15 protein-coding genes are annotated in these 19,853 nt (G+C 67.6%); 14 read left to right on the top strand and 1 reads right to left on the bottom strand.

Annotated features, from left to right (window positions below):
• The first annotated feature begins 74 nt into the window (after positions 1–74).
• The 11 genes from CLM74_RS15180 (at position 75) to CLM74_RS15130 (ending at position 16,078) form a co-directional block, all read left to right on the top strand.
• Entirely contained in the window at positions 75–1,103 is a 1,029-nt protein-coding gene (locus CLM74_RS15180) for an aspartate-semialdehyde dehydrogenase (protein ID WP_105164432.1), read from the top strand.
• A gap of 150 nt (positions 1,104–1,253) precedes the next feature.
• A complete protein-coding gene (locus CLM74_RS15175) occupies positions 1,254–3,248 on the top strand; it encodes a FimV/HubP family polar landmark protein (RefSeq protein ID WP_105164431.1) in 1,995 nt (664 codons plus the stop codon).
• 23 nt (positions 3,249–3,271) lie between these two features.
• Positions 3,272–3,631, top strand: coding sequence for a VOC family protein (locus tag CLM74_RS15170; RefSeq protein ID WP_025876153.1), 360 nt, complete (start codon positions 3,272–3,274; stop codon positions 3,629–3,631).
• Between the two features lie 32 nt (positions 3,632–3,663).
• Positions 3,664–4,434, top strand: a complete 771-nt coding sequence (gene truA / locus CLM74_RS15165) for a tRNA pseudouridine(38-40) synthase TruA (RefSeq protein WP_025876154.1) — start codon at positions 3,664–3,666, stop codon at positions 4,432–4,434.
• Positions 4,431–5,087, top strand: coding sequence for a phosphoribosylanthranilate isomerase (locus CLM74_RS15160; RefSeq protein ID WP_025876155.1), 657 nt, complete (start codon positions 4,431–4,433; stop codon positions 5,085–5,087). The genes truA and CLM74_RS15160 overlap by 4 nt, the downstream gene beginning before the upstream one ends.
• A 169-nt stretch (positions 5,088–5,256) precedes the next feature.
• Positions 5,257–5,931, top strand: a complete 675-nt coding sequence (locus CLM74_RS15155) for a DUF1449 family protein (protein ID WP_032975011.1) — start codon at positions 5,257–5,259, stop codon at positions 5,929–5,931.
• Entirely contained in the window at positions 5,928–7,946 is a 2,019-nt protein-coding gene (locus CLM74_RS15150; protein WP_025876158.1) for a hypothetical protein, read from the top strand. The genes CLM74_RS15155 and CLM74_RS15150 overlap by 4 nt, the downstream gene beginning before the upstream one ends.
• A gap of 82 nt (positions 7,947–8,028) precedes the next feature.
• The gene (locus tag CLM74_RS15145) at positions 8,029–13,413 is read left to right on the top strand and encodes a DNA repair ATPase (protein WP_105164430.1); all 5,385 of its coding nucleotides are present in this window, start codon (positions 8,029–8,031) and stop codon (positions 13,411–13,413) included.
• A gap of 5 nt (positions 13,414–13,418) precedes the next feature.
• Positions 13,419–14,117, top strand: coding sequence for a hypothetical protein (locus CLM74_RS15140; protein WP_223486167.1), 699 nt, complete (start codon positions 13,419–13,421; stop codon positions 14,115–14,117).
• 43 nt (positions 14,118–14,160) lie between these two features.
• Entirely contained in the window at positions 14,161–15,270 is a 1,110-nt protein-coding gene (locus CLM74_RS15135; RefSeq protein ID WP_032975007.1) for a toxic anion resistance protein, read from the top strand.
• 157 nt (positions 15,271–15,427) lie between these two features.
• Positions 15,428–16,078: a hypothetical protein gene (locus tag CLM74_RS15130; RefSeq protein ID WP_234003376.1), complete on the top strand. Its 651-nt coding sequence runs from the start codon at positions 15,428–15,430 to the stop codon at positions 16,076–16,078.
• Between the two features lie 52 nt (positions 16,079–16,130).
• On the opposite strand, the gene CLM74_RS15125 is transcribed toward CLM74_RS15130, so the two are convergent.
• Entirely contained in the window at positions 16,131–17,018 is an 888-nt protein-coding gene (locus CLM74_RS15125; RefSeq protein ID WP_099843186.1) for a LysR family transcriptional regulator, read from the bottom strand.
• Positions 17,019–17,114: 96 nt separating this feature from the next.
• Between CLM74_RS15125 and trpB the strand changes: the two genes are divergently transcribed.
• From trpB to trpA, 3 genes are read left to right on the top strand one after another with little or no spacing between them, the layout of a single operon-like run.
• Positions 17,115–18,332 (top strand): tryptophan synthase subunit beta, encoded by a 1,218-nt coding sequence (gene trpB / locus CLM74_RS15120; protein ID WP_032975005.1) that lies wholly within the window; start codon positions 17,115–17,117, stop codon positions 18,330–18,332.
• Positions 18,329–19,006 carry a hypothetical protein gene (locus CLM74_RS15115; RefSeq protein ID WP_105164428.1) on the top strand — a complete coding sequence of 226 codons (678 nt, stop codon included), beginning with the start codon at positions 18,329–18,331 and terminating at the stop codon, positions 19,004–19,006. Before trpB ends, CLM74_RS15115 begins: the two co-directional genes overlap by 4 nt.
• 1 nt (position 19,007) lies before the next feature.
• A complete protein-coding gene (trpA, locus tag CLM74_RS15110) occupies positions 19,008–19,817 on the top strand; it encodes a tryptophan synthase subunit alpha (RefSeq protein ID WP_025876174.1) in 810 nt (269 codons plus the stop codon).
• Positions 19,818–19,853: the final 36 nt, after the last annotated feature.

Here is a 19,853-nt window from a genome sequence, read left to right as displayed (position 1 = left end):
CATCCGAGGAGGCTCCCCGAACCCAGCTGTCGTGCGTGAGTTTTCCCCCTTCCCGTTTTCGTGAGAGTTCCCCCATGAGCAATGCACAACGCAGCTTCCACGTCGCCATCGTCGGTGCCACCGGCGCGGTCGGCGAGACCATGCTGGCCATCCTGGCCGAGCGCGATTTCCCGGTCGGCACCCTGAGCCTGCTCGCTTCCGAGCGCTCGGCCGGCGGCGAAGTCGAATACAACGGCAACAAGGTCAGGATCCAGGACCTGGCCACTTTCGACCCGAGTGGCGTGGATATCGCCCTGTTCTCGGCCGGTGGCAGCGTGTCCAAGGAATACGCCCCGAAGTTCGCTGCCGCTGGCGCGGTGGTGATCGACAACTCCTCGGCCTTCCGTTACGACGATGACGTGCCGCTGGTGGTGTCGGAGGTCAATCCGGACCAGGTCGCCAACCGTCCGCGCGGCATCATCGCCAACCCGAACTGCTCGACCATGCAGATGCTGGTCGCGCTGGCACCGCTGCACCGCAAGTACGGCATCGAGCGCATCAACGTGTCCACCTACCAGTCGGTATCCGGCGGTGGCCGTTCGGCACTGGAAGAACTGGGCAAGCAGACCGGCCAGCTGCTGAGCTTCCAGGAAATCGATCCGCAGCGTTTCCCGGTGCAGATCGCCTTCAACCTGATCCCGCACATCGACGACTTCCTGGACAACGGCTTCACCAAGGAAGAGATGAAGCTGGTCTGGGAGACGCGCAAGATCCTGGGCGACGACAGCATCCTCGTGAACCCGACCGCGGTGCGCGTGCCGGTGTTCTATGGCCACTCCGAATCGGTGGCGATCGAAACCCGTGACAAGGTGACCGTGGCCGAAGCGCGCGTGTTGCTGGAACAGTCGCCGGGCATCGAGGTGGTGGATCGTCACGAGGCCGGTGGCTACCCGACGCCGGTCACCCATGCCTCGGGCACCGACGCGGTGTACGTCGGCCGCATCCGCGAGGACCTGTCGCATCCGCGCGGCCTGAACCTGTGGATCGTGTCGGACAACGTGCGCAAGGGCGCAGCCCTCAACGCGGTGCAGCTGGCCGAGCTGGTCGCCGCCGAGAAGCGCTGATCCCTGCCGTTGCATGACCGGTAGTGCCGGCCGCTGGCCGGCAGTGCCTTATCGGTGCATGCCCGTGCCTGCCGGCCGCTGGCCGGCACTAGCGCAGTCCGCCTCCCCGGTGGGTGCGGACCGTGGTCCGCACGCTTTATAGTGTCGCCCATGAATAAACGAGCCAAGGGCGCACGGCGTCCGCTCACCTGTCTTTCCGCCGCGCTGCTGGCCCTGGTCAGCAGTTCGGCCATGGCCCTGGGCCTGGGCGACATCCGGGTCCTGTCCAAGCCGGGACAGCCGTTGCTGGCCGAGATCCCGGTGATCTCGGCCGATCCGTCCGAACTTGAGAACCTGCGCGTCGCGCTCGCTTCGCCGGTCACCTTCGAGCGCGTTGGCCTGCAGCGCCCGGCGGGTCTGGTCAGCGAACTGCAGTTCGAGCTGACCCGCAATGCGCAGGGCAGGGCGGTGGTGCGGGTGACCTCGCAGACGCCAGTGGAAACACCCTCGTTGAGCTTCCTGGTCGAGGCCGACTGGGGCCAGGGCCGGCTGGTGCGTGAGTACTCGGCGCTGGTCGATGCACCGGCCAGTGCACTGGCCGTGGCCGAACCGGAGATCGTCGCGCCGGCCGGCGTGCTGTCGGACACCATCGTCCGTGATGCGCCTGCCGCCGCTGCAACCGCACCCGAGCCGGCACCGGTCACGGCGGCCGCCGCACCTGCTGCACCGCGTCCCCGGGCCGCGTCACCTGCGCCAGCACCTGCACCTGCACCTGCACCTGCACCAGCGCTCGCTGCAGACGGCAGTGTGACCGTGCAGCGCGGACAGACGCTTTCGCAGATCGCCGGCTCGCTGGCCCGTGGCAATCAGATCAGTCGCGACCGGGCGATGATCGCGCTGTTGCGTGCCAACCCCGAAGCCTTCATCCGTGGCAACGTCAACCTGCTCAAGCAGGGCGCGGTGCTGCGCATGCCGGGCGATACCGCACTGGCCGCGGTGGATGCGGCCGAGGCCGCCGCGCTGGTCCGCGAGCATGCCGCACAGTGGCGGCAGGCACGCACCGTGCCACAGCCGGCTGGCGCCGCGATTCCGGTGGCCAAGGCCGATGGCGCTGCTTCTTCCCCGGCTGCGGCCACCGGGGCACGACTTGAAATCGCTCCGGCGCTGGCATCCGACGCCGCGCACGCGGGCACAACCACCGGCACCAGTGCCGGCAGCGAGGGTGACATGCTGGGCAACGAACAACTGCGCCAGGCCAAGGAGGACATCGCCACCCGCGATGCCGAAATCGGCGATCTGAAGCAGCGCGTGGCGGAGCTGGAGAAGCTCAAGGAGCAGCAGCAGTCACTGATCGCGATGAAGGACAACGACCTGGCCGCCGCGCAGCAGCGTTTGGCCCAGGCGCCCGGTGCGCCCGGCGCTGGCACGCCGTGGTACTGGCTGGGCCTGCCGCTGCTCGTGCTGGTTGCCCTGGGCGCCTGGCTGCTGCGTCGTCGCAAGCCCTCGCCGCTGCCGCCGCTGCGCGAGGAACACGATGCCGCCGGCCTGGCAGCAGCGCTGCCGGCAGGTGCCGCGCTGGATACCCTGACCGAACAGGACGCCGGGGGGAACTTCGCCGCCGATGGCGGACGCCAGGAACCGGCGATGCCGGCCTGGGCTGCCACCGACCATGACATGCCGGCTGCGGACATCCATGAGGATGCCTCGCCGGCCGAGTGGCGGGCGGGTGAGCTTGATGAAGACGAACGGGTTGAACTGCCTGCTGCGGTGAACGATCTGCCGCGTTGGGACGATCCTGCCGGCGCTGCTGCGGTGGCGCCCATCGAGCCAGCCGAGGTGGCCGTGCCCGAATACGCGCTGCAGGCCGAACAGGAGCCGCAGTTCCGCGGTGTGTTCGATCTGCCGGCCGAACCGCATGAGCATGAGACGGCTGCACCGGTCGACCTGCACGACGACCGTGCTGCCGCCGAGGACGCCGTCGGGTCTGCTGCAGACAATAGCCATGACTGGGCACCGCGTATCGGCCAGGAGCGGCTGGAACTGGCCATCGCCTATCTGGACCTGGGCGACGCGCAGACCGCGCGCACCCTGCTGCAGGAGGTTGCCGAAGGGGGTGACCTGCATTGCCAGGCGCAGGCCCGCGAACTGCTGGCCCGCCTGCCCTGACATCCCTTCGACAAGGACCTGCGATGACCCGCGAACGCCGTCTCGACTACGTTGAATTCGCCTCGAGCGACCCGGCTGCGAGCCGCGCGTTCTTCGAGGTCGTGTTCGGCTGGTCGTTTGTCGATTACGGCAGCGACTACACCGCTTTCGATGATGGCCGCCTGCAGGGAGGCTTCTTCCGTGGCCAACCGCAACGTGCCAGCGAAGGCGCGCCACTGCTGGTGCTGTATGCCGACCAGCTGGCGCCGATGGAAGCGGCGGTGCGTGCGGCCGGTGGTCAGATCGTGCGGACCGTGTTCTCTTTCCCTGGCGGCAGCCGTTTCCAGTTCGTCGAGCCCGGTGGCAACGAACTGGCGGTCTGGTCCGAGCGCGACCCGGCCTGAGCGCCGCCCCACCCGCAATATCGAGGTAGCACATGCGTTACGCGCTCGGCGTCGAGTACGACGGCAGCGATTTCAGGGGATGGCAGAACCTGGGCGAGGGCGGACCCAGCGTCCAGGCCAGCCTGGAACAGGCCCTGTCATCGGTGGCCGATACCCCGCTGCAGGTGGTCTGCGCCGGCCGCACCGATGCCGGCGTGCACGGCCAGTGCCAGGTCGTGCACTTCGACACCGACGTGGTGCGTGATCCGCGCGCGTGGATGCTCGGCACCACTACCCGCCTGCCGCGTTCGATCGCCGTGCGCTGGTGCGTGCCGGTGGCCGACGATTTCCATGCCCGTTTCTCCGCCCGCGCACGACGTTATCGCTACCGCCTGCTCAATCGCGAAGTGCGCCCGGCGCTGGGCCGGCAGACCCTGAGCTGGGAGCGGCGCCCGCTCGATGCCGAGCGCATGCACCTGGCCGGGCAGGCCCTGCTGGGCGAGAACGATTTCAGCGCCTTCCGCTCGGTCCAGTGCCAGGCCCTGCATGCCCGGCGAGAGCTGCAGTCGCTGCAGGTCAGCCGCCACGACGACGTCATCGAGGTGGCGGTGCGCGGCAATGCATTCCTTCATCACATGGTCCGCAATATCGTCGGTTCGTTGATACTGGTCGGCAGTGGCGAGCAGCCGGTGGAGTGGATCGCCGAACTGCTGGCCGGGCGCGACCGCACCGTGGCCGGTCCCACCGCTCCTCCGCAGGGACTGGTGTTCCTGGGGCCGCTGTACCCCGACAACTGGCATCTGCCCGCCGAGGTAACGCTATGAGCCGCTCCTACTACCGTACCCGCATCAAGTTCTGTGGCATGACCCGTGCCGGCGACGTGCGCCTGGCCGGCGAGCTGGGCGTGGATGCGGTGGGCTTCATCTTCGCCCGCGAGAGCAGCCGCCGGGTCGCGCCGGCCGAAGCGCGCGCGATGCGCCAGGCGATCGCACCGATGGTCGACGTGGTGGCGCTGTTCCGCAACAACAGCAGGGAAGAAGTGCGCGAGGTGCTGCGTACCGTGCGGCCGACCCTGCTGCAGTTCCATGGCGAGGAAGATGAGAGCTTCTGCCGCAGCTTCAATATGCCTTACCTGAAGGCGATCGCCATGGGCGGGCGCGAGGAGATCAATGCGCGCACCCTGCAGCTGCGCTACCCCAGCGCCGCCGGCTTCCTGTTCGACAGCCATGCGCCGGGCGGCGGCGGCGGTACCGGCGTGGCCTTCGACTGGTCGCGTATCCCCACCGGCCTGCACCGGCCGTTCCTGCTGGCCGGAGGCCTGACGCCGGAGAACGTGCATGACGCCGTGCTGGCGACCCTGCCGTGGGGCGTGGATGTCTCCAGTGGCATCGAACTGGAGCCGGGCATCAAGGACGGCTACAAGATGCGCACGTTCGTGGAAGAAGTCCGGCGCTCCGATTGCGCCGTGCTGGATTGAGACACGGTCACTTCCGAGGTGTCCGGTCTTCACATTTGAGCCTGCACACCCTCTTCACATAGGATGATCCCCAAGCGTGCTGGCCATGAGGGCCGGCACGAGGATCGACGGAGCCGCTGGTGGCGTGCTCCGAACGGGCGCCTGGCGCCCCCGCCCAGGAAGGCAAGCGATGCAGGAATTCCTAACCGTCGTACTCGGTTATCCGACCCTCCCGTACAGCGTAGCGCTGGCGGTGGCGGTTCTGTATTGGGGAATTGCCGCCTTTGGCCTGGTCGATGACGGTTTCGGCGAGGCCGGTGCCGATGGCGCCCTTGAAGGCGATGCCCATCTCAGTGGCCTGTCAGCGCTGCTGGCGCGCTGGGGCCTGGGCGGCGTGCCGCTCATGGTGGTGGTGACGCTGCTGAGCCTGTTCGCCTGGACCCTCACCTACTTCATCCATCTGTACCTGCTGCTGCCGTTGCCCGACCTGCTGCGCTGGTCATTGGGCACCGTCGTGGCGGTGCTTGCACCCCTGCCGGCCGTGCCGGTCACCGCGCTGCTGCTCCGTCCCATCCGCCGCTTCCTGCTGCGCCTGCGCCCGGTGCCGCAGGCCTCGCTGCTGGGCCGGGTCGGCGTGGTCGCTTCGCCGAAGGTCGACGCACGCAGTGGCCATGCCACCGTCGATGACGGCGGTGCCGGCCTGGTCCTGCAGATCCGCAGCGACATCGAACTGCAGCGCGGCGAGCGCATCGTGCTGGTCGAGCACGTGGCTGCACAACACCATTACCGGGTGGTCCGCGCCGACGCGGTCGCCCTCGACTTCCAGGACAACCTGCTTCCGGGCAACAAGGAGAAACATCAATGACGTTGGCATCCGTGCTCCCCTTCCTGATCATCGTGGGCGGGGTCCTCGCCCTCCTGCTCGGCGTGGCGGGCCTGTTCAAGGCGTTCTACCGCAAGGTCGACCAGGGCGTGGCCCTGATCGTCAACGACATGAGTTCCACCCCGAAAGTGCATTTCACCGGTGCGCTGATCATTCCCGTGCTGTACCGCGCCGAGCTGATGCGGATCAGCCTGATCACCCTGCAGATCGACCGCCGCGGCAAGGAAGGCCTGATCTGCCGCGACAACATGCGCGCCGACATCGCCGTGGCGTTCTACCTGCGCGTCAACGAGACCCAGGCCGATGTACTGCGCGTGGCCAAGGCGATCGGCGCCGACCGCGCGTCGGACAAGCATGCCGTCGATGAGCTGTTCAACGCCAAGTTCTCCGAAGCACTGAAGACGGTCGGCAAGAAGTTCGATTTCACCGAGCTGTTCGAGAAGCGCCAGGAATTCCGCGACGAGATCATCGCGGTGATCGGCAACGACCTCAATGGGTATGTGCTGGAAGACGTGGCCATCGACTACCTGGAGCAGACCCCGAAGTCGCTGCTGGACCAGTTCAACATCCTCGACGCGCAGGGCATCCGCAAGATCACCGAGCTGACCGCTGCGCAGAACGTGGTGACCAACGAGCTGGAGCAGAACGAGAAGCTGGCCATCACCAAGAAGAACGTCGAAGCCCGCGAAGCGTTGCTGGCCCTTGAACGGCAGCAGGCCGAGGCCGAGGCACGGCAGAAGCGCGAGATCGAGACCATCCGTGCGCGCGAGGAAGCCGAGACCGCCAAGGTGCAGGAAGAGCAGCGCCAGCTGTCCGAGAACGCCCGCATCGAAGCGCAGCAGGTGATCGACATCCGCGAGCAGAACCGCATGCGCGAAGTTGAAGTGGCCGAGCAGAATCGCCAGCGCGCCGTGGCCATCGAAGCCGAGCGCGTCGAGCGCGCACGCCAGCTGGAGCAGGTCACCACCGACCGCGAAGTGCAGCTGCAGGGCGTGGAGCGCGACAAGGTGGTCGAGCAGGGCAAGATGGACGTGGCCAACATCACCCGCGAACGCATCTCCATCGACAAGACCGTGGCGCAGGAAGAAGAGCGCATCAAGGAAGTGCGCGAAGTCTCCGAGGCCGACCGCCAGAAGCAGGTGTTGATCCTGGAAGCCGAGGCGAAGGCGCAGGAATCGCTGGTGCGCGAAGTGAAGGAAGCCCAGGCCCGCGAGACCGCCTCCAAGCATCGCGCGGTGGAGCTGACCACGCTGGCGCAGGCCGAGCACGAAGCCGCCGGCAAGCAGGCCGAGGCCAAGCGCCTGCTGGCCGACGCCTTCCGCGCCGAGCAGGCCGCACCCGGCCTGGCCGAAGCGCAGGTACGCGAAGCGTCGGCGCTGGCCATCGAAAAGGTCGGCATCGCCGAGGCGCGCGTGATCGAAGCCAAGGCCGAAGCGAACCTGAAGCAGGGCAGCAACGAGGCGCGCGTGCTGGCCGAGACGCTGCAGGCCCAGGCACAGGGCGAGGAGAAGATGGGCCTGGCCCGCGCCACCGCCACCGAATCGCTGGGCAATGCCGAAGCCGGCGTGGTGCAGAAGAAGCTGCTGGCCGAGGCCGAGGGCCTGGTCCGCAAGTTCGAGGCCATCGCCTCGCTGAGCGACCAGGCGCGCGGCCATGAAGAATTCCGCATGATGCTGGACAACAGCCTGAAGCAGGCGCTGGCCTCGATCGAAGCCGGCAAGGAAGTTTCGCGCGAGAACGCCGGCGTCATCGCCAGCGCGCTGCGCAACGCCGACATCGACCTGGTTGGCGGCGACGGCGGCATGTTCGAGAACCTGATCAAGGCGGTTTCGCTGGGCAAGTCGATCGAAGGCTTCGCCGGCAAGAGTCCGATCGTGCAGGACCTGATGCAGCGCTACCTGGGCGTCAACGTGGCCGACAATGCACCGCGGCAGATCGCCGAGGACGCAGAGACCGTGCCCGTCGCGGCGACCGTCGTGGTCGACAGCGCGCGCTGATCCACCCGGCGATGGCCATCGCCATCGCCCACCCGTGCCGGCCGCATCGACGGCCGGCCGTCCGTGAGCCGGAAACCTGCTGATGTCCGAAACCAAACCGTCCACCGAGTCCGTCGCACCAGAGGCTGCCGGCGATACCGTCGACCAGGCCGTAGCCCAGGGCGGCGCCTATGAAGTCCTGCGGCGCCGTCTCGGCGAACAGGGCGAGCGCCTGCAGGCCGTTGCCGAGCAGCTGAACCGCCAGCGCCTGGCCGAGTTCGGCGACAGCCGCCTGGAGGTGGTCGGCCGTTTCCGTATCCGCAGCGAGAACAACTGTGTCGGCCGCGACATCGTCCAGGTCGGCCCGGATCGCCTGCTGTTCGGCTACAACGTGTTCATCGGGCTCAAGACCCAGACCCGCATCGAAGATGTGTTCGGTCTGTACCGGCTGGTACAGGGCGCTGATGGCTACGACGTCGCTGCCCTTGAACTGAAGGGCAGTTTCCTCGACCAGCCCGGCTTCGTGCATGACTTCAACGAGCTGTACGCCTACTACAAGCATGCGCGCCTGCTGCAGCTGATCGTGGTGGGCGACAAGCTGCTGGCCTCGTTCCAGATCGGCGAGCGCAGCAGCGACGTGCGCGTGTTCCGCTGGGCGTTGTCACGCGAAGGTGAACTGACCTATCTCGATGCGCGCGGCGAGCGTGACATCGCCTTGCCGCCACCCTTCGATTTCGAATGGACCCGCGCCACGCGCGACCTTGCCGTCAACGGCCGCCATTCGCATCTGAACATCCTCGATACCCTGTTCGTGGAAACCACCGGTGGCGATCTCACCATCAAGGTGGAGAACAACACCGAAACCGGGCAGGGCATCTACAGCGAACCGGTGGAGGACAGCACGCAGTCGCTGGACGACGCCCAGTTCGAGTTCGCCCGGGTCGGCTCGCTGGTGCTGCTGAAAGTGCTGCCCTACCGCGAAACCGAATGGCGCGGACTGATCTACAACACGCTTACCGGCGACATCGTGCGCAACGATGCCATCGTCCAGGCCTGCGTGCAGCTGCCCGAAGACCACGGCATCATCTTCCCCGGCGGCTATTACCTGCAGGGTGGCGAGCACAAGGCGTTCGACGCCTCGATGGATGGCATGCAGTTCAAGCGCAGCATCCGTTCGCCCAACGGCGAGGACGTGCTGTACATCTTCTACGAGCGCGAAGGCGGGCGTTCGGCGCTGTTCGTCTACAACACCATCCAGCGCGTGCTGCAGAACCCCGTGTTTGGCCACGGCTATGCCTTCATGCAGGACGGGCGCATGGTGCTGTTCCATGCCGAAGGCACCGAGCCGACCCGCATCCATCCGATGCAGGTCTGGCAGACGCCCTTCAGCAGCGATGAGTTCGCCGCCAGCCGTCCGCCCGGCAATACCTTCATGGGGCGCATCGGCAACGCCGAGCTGGTTCGCGGCATCTCCAACCTGTTCAACCTGGCGCGCGAGATCGACGGCCAGGATGTATCGGTGCAGCGCTACCAGCGCCTGGTCGCCGACACCCGGCGGCTTTTCGATGCGCATCATTGGCTGGGTGACGAGGCCTGCGATGGCGCCGAAGCCCTGCTGCGGCAGATCAGCGCCACCGGCGAATCGGTGCTGGACGAATACGAAAAGGTGCAGTCGATCCGCCAGCAGTCGGCCCAGGCAATGGCCGAGGCAGAGGCCACGCACAAGGCGCTGCTGGGCCGGCTGCAGCCGGAAAACTGGAACGAGGTGCAGGCCTTCGTCGAAGCGCTCAACGCGATCACCGCACTGCGCGGTCGACTGCTGACCATCCGCGAACTGCGCTACATCGATACCGCGCGCATCGAGGCGATGGCCGCCGAGCTGGTGCAGGCGCACGACCGTGTCGGCGCCGCCACCGGTGCCTTCCTTGCCGGCGATGCAGCACTGGCCCCCTTGACCGCCCGCATGCAGGCGCTGGACGAAGCCGCACAGCAGGCCGCCAGTGCACGCCAGCTGGATGAGCAGCTGGACGGCTTGCGCGGCATGGCCGGCGATCTGGACATGCTGTCCGAGCTGATGGCCGGACTGAAGGTCGACGATGCGACCGCGCGCACCCGCGTCGTCGAATCCATCTCGCTGCTGTACGGGCGCCTGAACCAGGCGCGCGCACGCGCCGAACAGCGCCGCAAGTCGCTGGGTTCGGCCGAAGCCGTGGCCCAGTTCGCCGCCCAGTTCGCCCTGTTCTCGCAGTCGATCACCAGCGCGCTGGCGATGGCCAGCGACCCTGAGCGGGCCGACGAACAGTTGTCGCGCCTGCTGGTGCAGCTGGAAGAACTGGAAAGCCAGTTCGGCGAGCACGAGCAGTTCCTCGGCGACATCCTGAGCAAGCGCGAAGAGCTGGTCGAAGCCTTCGATACGCACAAGCAGGCCCTGCTGGATGATCGCCAGCGCAAGGCGCGCTCGGTGCTCGATGCCGCCAACCGCATCCTTGATGGCCTCGGAAAGCGTACCGAGCGGTTCGGCACGGCCGACGAGCTCAACGCGTTCTTCGCCGGCGATCCGCTGATCCTCAAGCTGCGTGAACTGGCCGAGCGCCTGCGTGCGCTGCGCGACAACGTCAAGGCAGACGATGTCGAGGCGCGCCTGAAGGGCGTGCGCGACCAGGCCGTGCGCCAGCTGCGCGACCGCAGCGACCTGTACGAGGCCGGCGGCAACGTGGTCCGCCTTGGTCCGCGCCATCGATTCAGCGTGAACACCCAGGCGCTGGACCTGACCCTGCTGCCACGGGGTGAAACCCTTGCCATCCACCTCACCGGCACCGATTTCCTGGAGACCCTGCACGATCCCGAGCTTGATGCGCTCAAGCCGTTCTGGCCGGTGACCCTGGATTCGGAATCGGCAGCGATCTACCGCGGCGAATACCTGGCCGGGTGCCTGTTGCTGGCTGCGGAGGAGGGCCGCGATGGCCTGGACCTGGCCCAGCTGCAGCACGATGCGGCCGAACCGGAAGCGCTGGGCCAGCGGGTCCGCGCTTTTGCCGCGCCCCGTTACCGCGAGGGCTACGAGCGCGGTATCCATGACCATGACGCCGCCCTGATCCTGCGCGCGCTGTTGCCGCTGCAGCAGGCCGCCGGACCGCTGCGGCATTCGCCCCATGTGCGTGCGTTGGCACTGCTGTTCTGGGCCGCGCGGCAACGCGATGAAGCCGTGGCGCAGTGGCCCGGCCGGCAGGCTGGTGCCGAGGCCATCGCGCGTCTGTTCGGTTCCGATGAGGGGCGCCAGGCCCTGCGTGCGGAAATGGCCAAGGCGCTGCATGACCTTGCACTCGCGCATGCACTGCCGTTCGACGCCGCCGCCGCCGATGCAGCAGCGGCATACCTGGGCGAAGAACTGGTGGCCGGCGAGCCGGTGTTCAGCACCAGCCGGCACGCGCAGGCATTGCTGGACGCGCTGTCGCAGCAACTGGAGCAGGCGGGCCAGCGTGATGCGCTTGAACGTGCGCTGCAGCGCTCGCAGGATCCGCTGGCCATGCGTTGGGCATTGGCCGGGCAATGGCTGCGGGCGCTCGCCGGGCTGCCGGCACAGTCGGCGCATGCCGGCTATGTCGAAGAAGCAGCGGCATTGCTGCTGGTGCAGCGACAGCTGCGCACCCGTGCCAGCGATGCACCGCTGCAGGCGGAGGTCAGCGGCCTGCTGGGTGAACACGCCCGCATCCACAACGGCAGCCTGACCGTGTCGCTGGACGATTTCCTGGCACGCCTGCAGCATCACCTGCAGGCGTTCGTACCGGCCTTCCATGCCTATCAGGCGGTGCGCCAGGGCATCATCGGTCGCGAACGCGAAACCCTGCGGCTGTCGGAGTTCAAGGCCCGGCCGTTGTCGTCCTTCGTGCGCAACAAGCTGATCAACGACGTATATCTCGGCGTGATCGGCGACAACCTGGCCAAGCAGATGGGTACCGTTGGCGAGAACAAGCGCAGCGACCTGATGGGCCTGCTGATGATGATCTCGCCGCCCGGTTACGGCAAAACCACGTTGATGGAGTACGTGGCACATCGCCTCGGCCTGGTCTTCATGAAGATCAACGGCCCGGCGCTGGGCCACGAAGTGCGGTCGCTGGATCCGCAGCAGGCACCGGACGCCACCTCGCGGCAGGAGCTGGAAAAGCTCAACCTGGCGCTGGAGATGGGCAACAACACCATGCTGTATGTCGATGACATCCAGCACACGCACCCCGAGTTCCTGCAGAAGTTCATCTCGCTGTGCGATGGCACGCGCCGCATCGAAGGCGTATGGCGCGGCCGTACGCGCACCTACGACATGCGTGGCAAGAAGTTCTGCGTGGTCATGGCCGGCAACCCGTACACCGAATCCGGCGAAGTGTTCAAGATTCCGGACATGCTGGCCAACCGTGCCGACATCTACAACCTGGGCGATGTGCTCGGTGGCATGGAAGCAGCCTTCACGCTCAGCTACATCGAGAACAGCCTGACTTCCAACCCGGTATTGGCGCCGCTGGCCACGCGCGAGATGGCCGACCTGTACCTGCTGGTCGACCGCGCGATGGGCAAGGATGTGTCCACCAACGGCCTGAGCCACGCCTACAGCGGCGCCGAGATCAACGAGATCACCGCCACCCTGCAGCGCATGCTGCAGGTCCGCGATGTGGTCTACAAGGTCAACCAGCAGTACATCGCCAGCGCTGCCCAGGATGACCGCTATCGCACCGAGCCGCCCTTCCGCCTGCAGGGCAGCTACCGCAACATGAACAAGCTGGCGGAGAAGATTTCGCCGGTGATGAATGACGACGAGCTGCAGCAGCTGATCTCCGACCACTACCTGGGCGAAGCGCAGCTGCTGACCACCGGTGCCGAAGAGAATCTGCTGAAGCTGGCCGAGCTGCGTGGCGTACTCGATGAAGAACGCGCGCAACGCTGGGCGCAGATCAAGCGTGATTTCCTGCGCAACAAGGCAATGGGTGCCGGTGACAGTGATGTCGGTGGCCGCGTGGTCGCGCAGCTGGCCGACATCGCCAGTGCGTTGCAGCTGCCACCGCCGCCGCCGCCGCCGCCGGCAGAGGTGGCCGTCGTACCGGAGCCTGCGCCATGGCCCGCCCTGCTGGCAGCGCTGCAGCGCCTGGCCGATGCACGTCCGGCCAGCGCGCCGGCTGCCGCCGTACCGCAGGCCGCAGCCACGCCATTGGCCGAAGACCTGCAGGCTGGTCTGGCACCGCTGCTGCAGCTGCTGGTCGCCTCGCAGGAACAGCAGGTGCAGTTGTCGCAGACGTTGGCGGCGTTTGCCGGGTGGGCCCGGCAGCAGGTAACGGCCGATGTGGCCACGACCGACACGCGTCGTCGCCCGCGGGTGCGTCGTGCAGCGACTCCGGAAGAACGTGCGCTGGACGAAGCGCTGATGCGCCACTTCTACGGTGAATCATTGCCGCCGGAAACGGTGGCTGATGACGGCCCACGGCCGCCGCCACTGCCGTGACCTGCGTGCGCTCCCTGCCCGAACCCACGCTTCCGGCGCGCGCCGATGTGGCCACGCTGGCAGCGTACGGCAGCCACTTGCTGCAGGTATTGGCCGAGCCTGCACCGTTGCAGGCCGGCGCGGAAGGCGAGGGACTGGTGGCTGCGCTGGCGCGGATCGCATTGGCGTTGCAGGCCAGCGATCCGGCGCGCCTGCGCCGGCAGGAGAGCTGGTGGGGGCGCCTGCTCGGCCGTGACGTTGAACGCCAGGCACAGGCGCAGGGGCTGCAGGCGCAGCTGGGCGTGCTGGCGCTGCAGGCGCGCGAGCAGGCCCAGGGTCTTGCACAGCGTGTGCAGCAGCGTGCCCGGGCCATCATCGACAACGATGCGGCTGCCGCCGCGTTGGAGGCCTGGGCCACGTTCGGCGCCGCGCAGCTGGCGACACTGCAGGGAGCTGCGCAGGTCGCGCTGGCCCCACGCGTGGACCATCTGCAGCGGCTTGCCACGCTGCGACGCATCGAAAGCGGGCAGTGGCGGCTGCTGCAGGAGCAGGACGAAGCCCTGCTGCAGCGCTTCGTCCGCATCCACGATGTCCTGCTGCCGGCCTGGCGCCAGGCCGCATTGGCGCGCCAGGCACTGGCGCAGGCTGCACAGGCCGAGCAGGCAGCCACGCTGCAGGCCCAGATCGACGACGAAGTAGCCGCTGCTCAGGCTAGACTGCCCTGAGCCGGCCGCCGCTGCCGCTTATCCACCGCAAGGACACTGCCCGATGACCCAGGACAGCCAGAACTCCGGCACGCTCGTGCCCGCCACCACGCCCGCCCCTGAACTTGATGACAGCACGTTGAAGGCCCTCGGCCTGGTCCGCGACGACCTGCCGCGCATCGCCGAAATCGGCCGCGAGCTGGAAGACCTGCGTCCGGGCAACCTGCAGGTGTTCGGCCGTGAAGCCGCCGCACGCACAACGGCCTTCTCCAGCCAGCTGCTGGACCAGGTGCGCAACCGTGACCTCGACGCCAATGGCGAGAAGCTCGGCGAAGTGGTGCGCATCGCGCGCGAGCTCAAGCTGGATGGTTTTTCCCAGCGCTCGAAGGTGCCGTTGATCGGTGGCCTCATCGATCGCCTGCGTTCTTCCAAGGGCGAGCTGGTGCAGAAGTTCAGCGATACCAATTCGCAGATCGAACAGCTGCTCGGCGACGTGGGTGCGCAACAGGCGCTGATGGGCAAGCGGGTAAGCGATTTCGACCGCATGCATGACATCGTCCGCGAGGAGCGTCATGCGCTGGGCCTGTATGCCGCCGCCGGCAAGCAGCGCCTGGCCCAGCTGCAGTCCGAGCAGTTGCTGGGGCAGGGCAGCGATGACCCGCAGCAGCGCATCCGCCAGAGCGAGATCGACAATGCGATCCGCCTGATCGAGAAGCGCGTCTCCGACCTGCAGCTGATGCAGCACGCGGCTGACCAGTCGCTGCCGATGATTCGCCTGATCCAGGCCAATGCGCTGCAGCTGATCGAGAAGTTCAACACCGTCCGCGACATCACCATCCCCTCGTGGAAGCGCCAGTTCGCGATCCAGTTGTCGCTGGGCGAACAGAAGAACGCTGCCGAACTGGCCAATGCCATCGACGATGCGACCAATGAGTTGATGCGACGCAATGCCGACCTGATGCGCCAGGCGTCGGTGGACACCGCACGCAGCAACCAGCGCGGCGTGATCGACGTGGCCACGCTGCGCCACGTTCACGATCAGCTGATCGCTACCGTCGAGGAAGTGCGCAGCATCCATCGCGAAGGCATGCAGCAGCGGCAGCAGGCCGAAGTCGAGCTGTCGCGCCTGCGCGAGGACCTGCAGCAGCGCCTGGCGGCGCCGACGGCGTCGTAACGGTCACCCCACATCCACCAGGCATCTGGCCGGACACAATGCACCCAACCTGCCACGGGTGGGTGCCAGCCGTGCGCGTTCCACCATCGCGCGACGTCTGCGGTGCGACATGCCGTCAATGAGGTTGCAAATGGATATGCCCCTTCTCCGTTCGCGCATGGCCCGCATCGCCGCTGTTCCAGGTTTGCTGCTCGCTCTGGCTGCGTGCGCCGCCGGAGAATCGTCGAGCCCGGCCACTTCGTCGCCGACCATTGCAACTGCGCCGGCCACTGATTCGACGGCCGCACCCGTGTCTGCATCAGCATCGGCCGACAGCGGGTTGGCCGCGTTGATCCAGGCCAGCGGGGTGAAATGCAGCGACGCCAGCAAGGGCGCTGGCTGCACGGCGGGTGACGTCGACAGCGGTGACTTCTACGACGTCGAGCTTTCCCCGGCCTGTGGCGAACAGGGCTTCTTCGCCGGCGTTGCCGAGGACAAGGGCGTGGACACCCTGGACGCAGTGCCGAGCACCGGCAGCAGGGTTTCGACGACCGCAAGGCTGTCGAAAGGGCAGCTGGTCTGCGTACAGGGCATCGGTCGTGCCGGACAGAATCCGCTCTTCTATTACGTGGTCGCCATTCCCGCCGCAACGGTCGGCAAGTGCAAAGGCAGCGCGTTGTGTGAGACCTATGGTGACAGGCCCATCAGCGGCATGAAGGAAATGGGAAGCGAAGCCTGCCACGTGGCAGGGCCGGGACACTACGCTGGCAACTGCGCGCAGGGCTGGGTCAGTGCTGACGTGCTCGACCTGTTTTCTGACGGGATGTAATCGACGTCAAGCGAGGTTGCCCGCCGTTGCGGCCACTTCGTGGCGGCGATCTTCACTTCAGCTGGGCTACCGCCCAATCGGCCAACGCGTCCACGCGCGCATCGACAGGGCCGTCCGGCCGCGCCAGCACCCAGAACCCGCCGGTCGCAGCAAATCCCCACGGTGCCACCAGCCGCCCGGCTGCCAGATCCTCGGCCACCAGTGGCTCAGGCGCGATCGCCGGGCCCAGCCCCGCTACCGCTGCTTCCAGCAGGTAGTACAGGTGTTCGAAGCCGGTGCCGAGCTGCAGCTGGGCCGGGTCCAGCCCGTGCGACTGCGCCCATGCAGGCCACGCCTGCGGGCGCGAACTGGTGTGCAGCAGCGTTTCCCGCAGCAAGGCCGACGGGGGGACATGGCGCAACCGCTGCGCCGCCGGGTGCGAGGGCGCCACCACCACACCCACCCGTTCCGGTGCCAGCTCGCGCACCTGCCAGCCGCGTGGCCATGGTCCCTGTGCCAGCAGCAGCACCGCATCCAGCGTGGCCTGCGCCTCGGTGAAACTGCCATCCAGGGCCGACCACTGCAGGCGCACGCCGGGCAGGGCAGCCTGCAGTGCCGGCAGCCGCGGAATCATCCAGCGCGCCAGCACGCTGCCGCTGCAGCCCAGCACCAGGGCCGGCTCCGCGCTTGGCCGCCGCAGTTCGCGCACGCAGTCTTCAATGCCGCCGAACGCCTCGCTGCAGGCCTGTTGAAGGCGGGTGCCGGCGGCGGTCAGGCGCAGTCCGCGGCCGGCGCGCTGGAACAGGGCCAGGCCCAGATGGTCTTCCAGCAGCTTCAGTTGCCGGCTGATCGCGCCATGGGTCACATGCAGCGCCTGGGCCGCGCGGCCAACGCCGCCCAGGCGTGCGGTGGCCTCGAACGCCCGCAGGGCATTCAAGGGCGGCAGCGGTGACGTGCTCATGTGAGATTTCCTGACGGGATAGGCCAGATAATATCCATTTTCCGGGCGCAATCCGTGCGCTAGAGTATCCACCTGCCTGAACGACCGGTCGTCTCCATGCCTGACTCTCCCATCGCCGATTTCCATGCCTTCCCTGACGCCCAGGGCCACTTCGGCCGTTACGGTGGCAGCTTCGTCGCCGAAACCCTGGTCGGCCCGCTGCAGGAACTGGCCCAGGCCTATGACCAGGCCCGCCAGGATCCGGCGTTCCAGCTGGCCTATGACCGCGACCTGGCCCATTACGTGGGCCGGCCGAGCCCGATCTACCATGCTGAACGATTGAGTGACCACGTCGGTGGCGCCCAGATCCTGCTCAAGCGCGAGGACCTGAACCACACCGGCGCGCACAAGATCAACAACACCATCGGCCAGGCGCTGCTGGCGGCGCGGATGGGCAAGAAGCGCATCATCGCCGAGACCGGCGCCGGCCAGCATGGCGTGGCCAGTGCCACCGTCGCGGCGCGGCTGGGCCTGGAGTGCGTGGTGTACATGGGCGCCACCGACATCGAGCGGCAGAAGATCAACGTCTACCGCATGAAACTGCTCGGGGCGACGGTGGTGCCGGTGACCTCCGGCTCGGCCACCCTGAAGGACGCCCTCAACGAAGCGATGCGCGACTGGGTCACCAACGTGCAGGACACCTTCTACATCATCGGCACGGTAGCGGGTCCAGACCCGTACCCGCGCATGGTGCGCGACTTCAACGCCATCGTCGGCCGCGAGGCACGCGAGCAGATGCTGGCCGAGTACGGTCGCCTGCCTGATGCGATCACCGCCTGCGTCGGCGGCGGCAGCAATGCGATCGGCCTGTTCCATGCCTTCCTCAACGACCGCCAGGTCGAGATCGTCGGCGCTGAAGCGGCCGGTGATGGCATCCACACCGGCCGCCACGCAGCTTCCATCGCCGCCGGCCGCCCGGGCGTGCTGCACGGCAACCGCACCTATGTGCTGTGCGACGACGATGGCCAGATCATCGAGACCCATTCGGTGTCGGCCGGCCTGGATTACCCGGGTGTAGGCCCCGAGCATGCGTTCCTGGCCGACAGCGGCCGTGCGCGCTACGTCGGCATCACCGACGAAGAGGCGCTGCAGGCCTTCCATCTGTTGGCCCACACCGAAGGCATCCTGCCGGCGCTGGAGTCCAGCCACGCGCTTGCGCAGGCGATGAAGCTCGCGCGCGGGCGTCCGCGCGACCAGATCGTGCTGTGCAACCTGTCAGGACGTGGCGACAAGGACGTGCATACCATCGCGGCGCGCGAAGGGCTGGTGCTGTGAGCGCACTGATGCGCAGTACGGGCGTGCTGCTGGTGCTGGGCCTGGCCGCGTGCCAACCGCCGGAACCGCCGGTGCTGGCGCCGGCGGCCAAGGCCGCTGCGCAACCGTCGCAGCCGATGGCGGCCAACGATGACGTCGACCCGATTGCGAGCACGCCCATCGATGATCCACCGGCCTCGGCCGCGGTCTCCAGCGATGACGCGCCCGCCGTGGCGTCGGTGGCGCTGGATCATGCCGGCGAGGTGCTGATCGGCCAGCACATGAGCGACCTGAAGGCCTTCGGGCCGTGGAAGGCAATGGGCGCGGTCGAAGCCATCGGCGGCAGCTGCGAGTACTACGACGGGAAGGGGCTGCCGCCCGGCGTGTCGATGATGACCGACGAAGACCGCGTGGTCCGTTTCGATCTTGGTCCGGGCGAGGACGCCAAGGCGCCGGTCGACCAGCCGGGTCCGTTCGGACTGCGCATCGGCATGACGCGGGCGCAGGCGGTGGCGCAGTTTCCCGGCGCGCCGGTCTCCAGCCCGCATGCCTACGACGGCGATCAGGGCGAGTACCTGACCTGGCAGGATCCGGGTTCCGACCTGGGCATCCGCCTGGAAGTGTTTGAAGGGAAGGTCATCCTGATGTACTGGGGGACCAGCGAAGCGATTGAACTGATTGAAGGATGTGCCTGAGATGCCTGTTTCCCGACTCGATGACTGTTTCCAGCGCCTGCACCAGCAGCAGCGCAAGGCCCTGATCCCCTTCATCACCGCCGGTGATCCCTCGCTGGAAGCCACGGTGCCGGTCATGCACGCGCTGGTCCAGGCCGGTGCCGATGTGATCGAACTGGGCGTGCCGTTCTCCGATCCGATGGCCGACGGCCCGACCATCCAGCGCAGCTCCGAGCGCGCGCTGGCGCGCGGTGCCGGCAACCGTTACGTGCTGCAGGCGGTGGCGCAGTTCCGGCAACAGGACACGCAGACGCCGGTGGTGCTGATGGGCTATCTCAACCCGGTGGAGATCCACGGTTACGTGGCGTTCGCCGAAGCGGCGGTGGCGGCTGGCGTGGACGGCGTGCTGCTGGTCGACCTGCCGCCGGAAGAGGCCGGCGAAGCCCAGCAGGCCTTCGACGCTGCAGGCCTTGCGCTGGTTCTGCTGGCATCGCCGACCACCAGCGAGGCACGCGCCGACAAGCTGCTGGCGCTGGCCCGTGGCTATCTGTACTACGTCAGCTTTGCCGGGGTCACCGGCGCCTCGGAACGACTGGACAGCGACGCGGCCAGCGCACGCCTGCAGGCGCTGCGGGCCAGGGCCAGCGTGCCGGTGGTGGCCGGCTTCGGCATCAAGGACGCAGCCAGTGCGGCGGCCATGGCGCGCCAGGCCGACGGCGTGGTGGTCGGCAGCGCACTGGTGGCGGTGCTGGCCGAAGCGACCTCCACCGAGGATGCGGCGCAGCGCGCCGCAGCGTTCCTGGCTCCGCTGCGGCAGGCATTGGATCAGTAATGGTAGCGCCGGGCCATGCCCGGCGGTGGGGCGCGC

The sequence above is a fragment of the Stenotrophomonas sp. MYb57 genome (assembly GCF_002966815.1).
Lineage (GTDB): Bacteria > Pseudomonadota > Gammaproteobacteria > Xanthomonadales > Xanthomonadaceae > Stenotrophomonas > Stenotrophomonas indicatrix.
This window is presented reverse-complemented; position numbering and strand designations above follow the sequence as displayed.

What these genes read in the sequence shown, in the direction of transcription:
- CLM74_RS15180 (WP_105164432.1), top strand. Translation starts at nt 75, where the DNA reads ATGAGCAATGCACAACGCAGCTTCCACGTCGCCATCGTCGGTGCCACC.
- CLM74_RS15175 (WP_105164431.1), top strand. Translation starts at nt 1,254, where the DNA reads ATGAATAAACGAGCCAAGGGCGCACGGCGTCCGCTCACCTGTCTTTCC.
- CLM74_RS15170 (WP_025876153.1), top strand. Translation starts at nt 3,272, where the DNA reads ATGACCCGCGAACGCCGTCTCGACTACGTTGAATTCGCCTCGAGCGAC.
- truA (WP_025876154.1), top strand. Translation starts at nt 3,664, where the DNA reads ATGCGTTACGCGCTCGGCGTCGAGTACGACGGCAGCGATTTCAGGGGA.
- CLM74_RS15160 (WP_025876155.1), top strand. Translation starts at nt 4,431, where the DNA reads ATGAGCCGCTCCTACTACCGTACCCGCATCAAGTTCTGTGGCATGACC.
- CLM74_RS15155 (WP_032975011.1), top strand. Translation starts at nt 5,257, where the DNA reads ATGCAGGAATTCCTAACCGTCGTACTCGGTTATCCGACCCTCCCGTAC.
- CLM74_RS15150 (WP_025876158.1), top strand. Translation starts at nt 5,928, where the DNA reads ATGACGTTGGCATCCGTGCTCCCCTTCCTGATCATCGTGGGCGGGGTC.
- CLM74_RS15145 (WP_105164430.1), top strand. Translation starts at nt 8,029, where the DNA reads ATGTCCGAAACCAAACCGTCCACCGAGTCCGTCGCACCAGAGGCTGCC.
- CLM74_RS15135 (WP_032975007.1), top strand. Translation starts at nt 14,161, where the DNA reads ATGACCCAGGACAGCCAGAACTCCGGCACGCTCGTGCCCGCCACCACG.
- CLM74_RS15130 (WP_234003376.1), top strand. Translation starts at nt 15,428, where the DNA reads ATGGCCCGCATCGCCGCTGTTCCAGGTTTGCTGCTCGCTCTGGCTGCG.
- CLM74_RS15125 (WP_099843186.1), bottom strand. Translation starts at nt 17,018, where the DNA reads ATGAGCACGTCACCGCTGCCGCCCTTGAATGCCCTGCGGGCGTTCGAG.
- trpB (WP_032975005.1), top strand. Translation starts at nt 17,115, where the DNA reads ATGCCTGACTCTCCCATCGCCGATTTCCATGCCTTCCCTGACGCCCAG.
- trpA (WP_025876174.1), top strand. Translation starts at nt 19,008, where the DNA reads ATGCCTGTTTCCCGACTCGATGACTGTTTCCAGCGCCTGCACCAGCAG.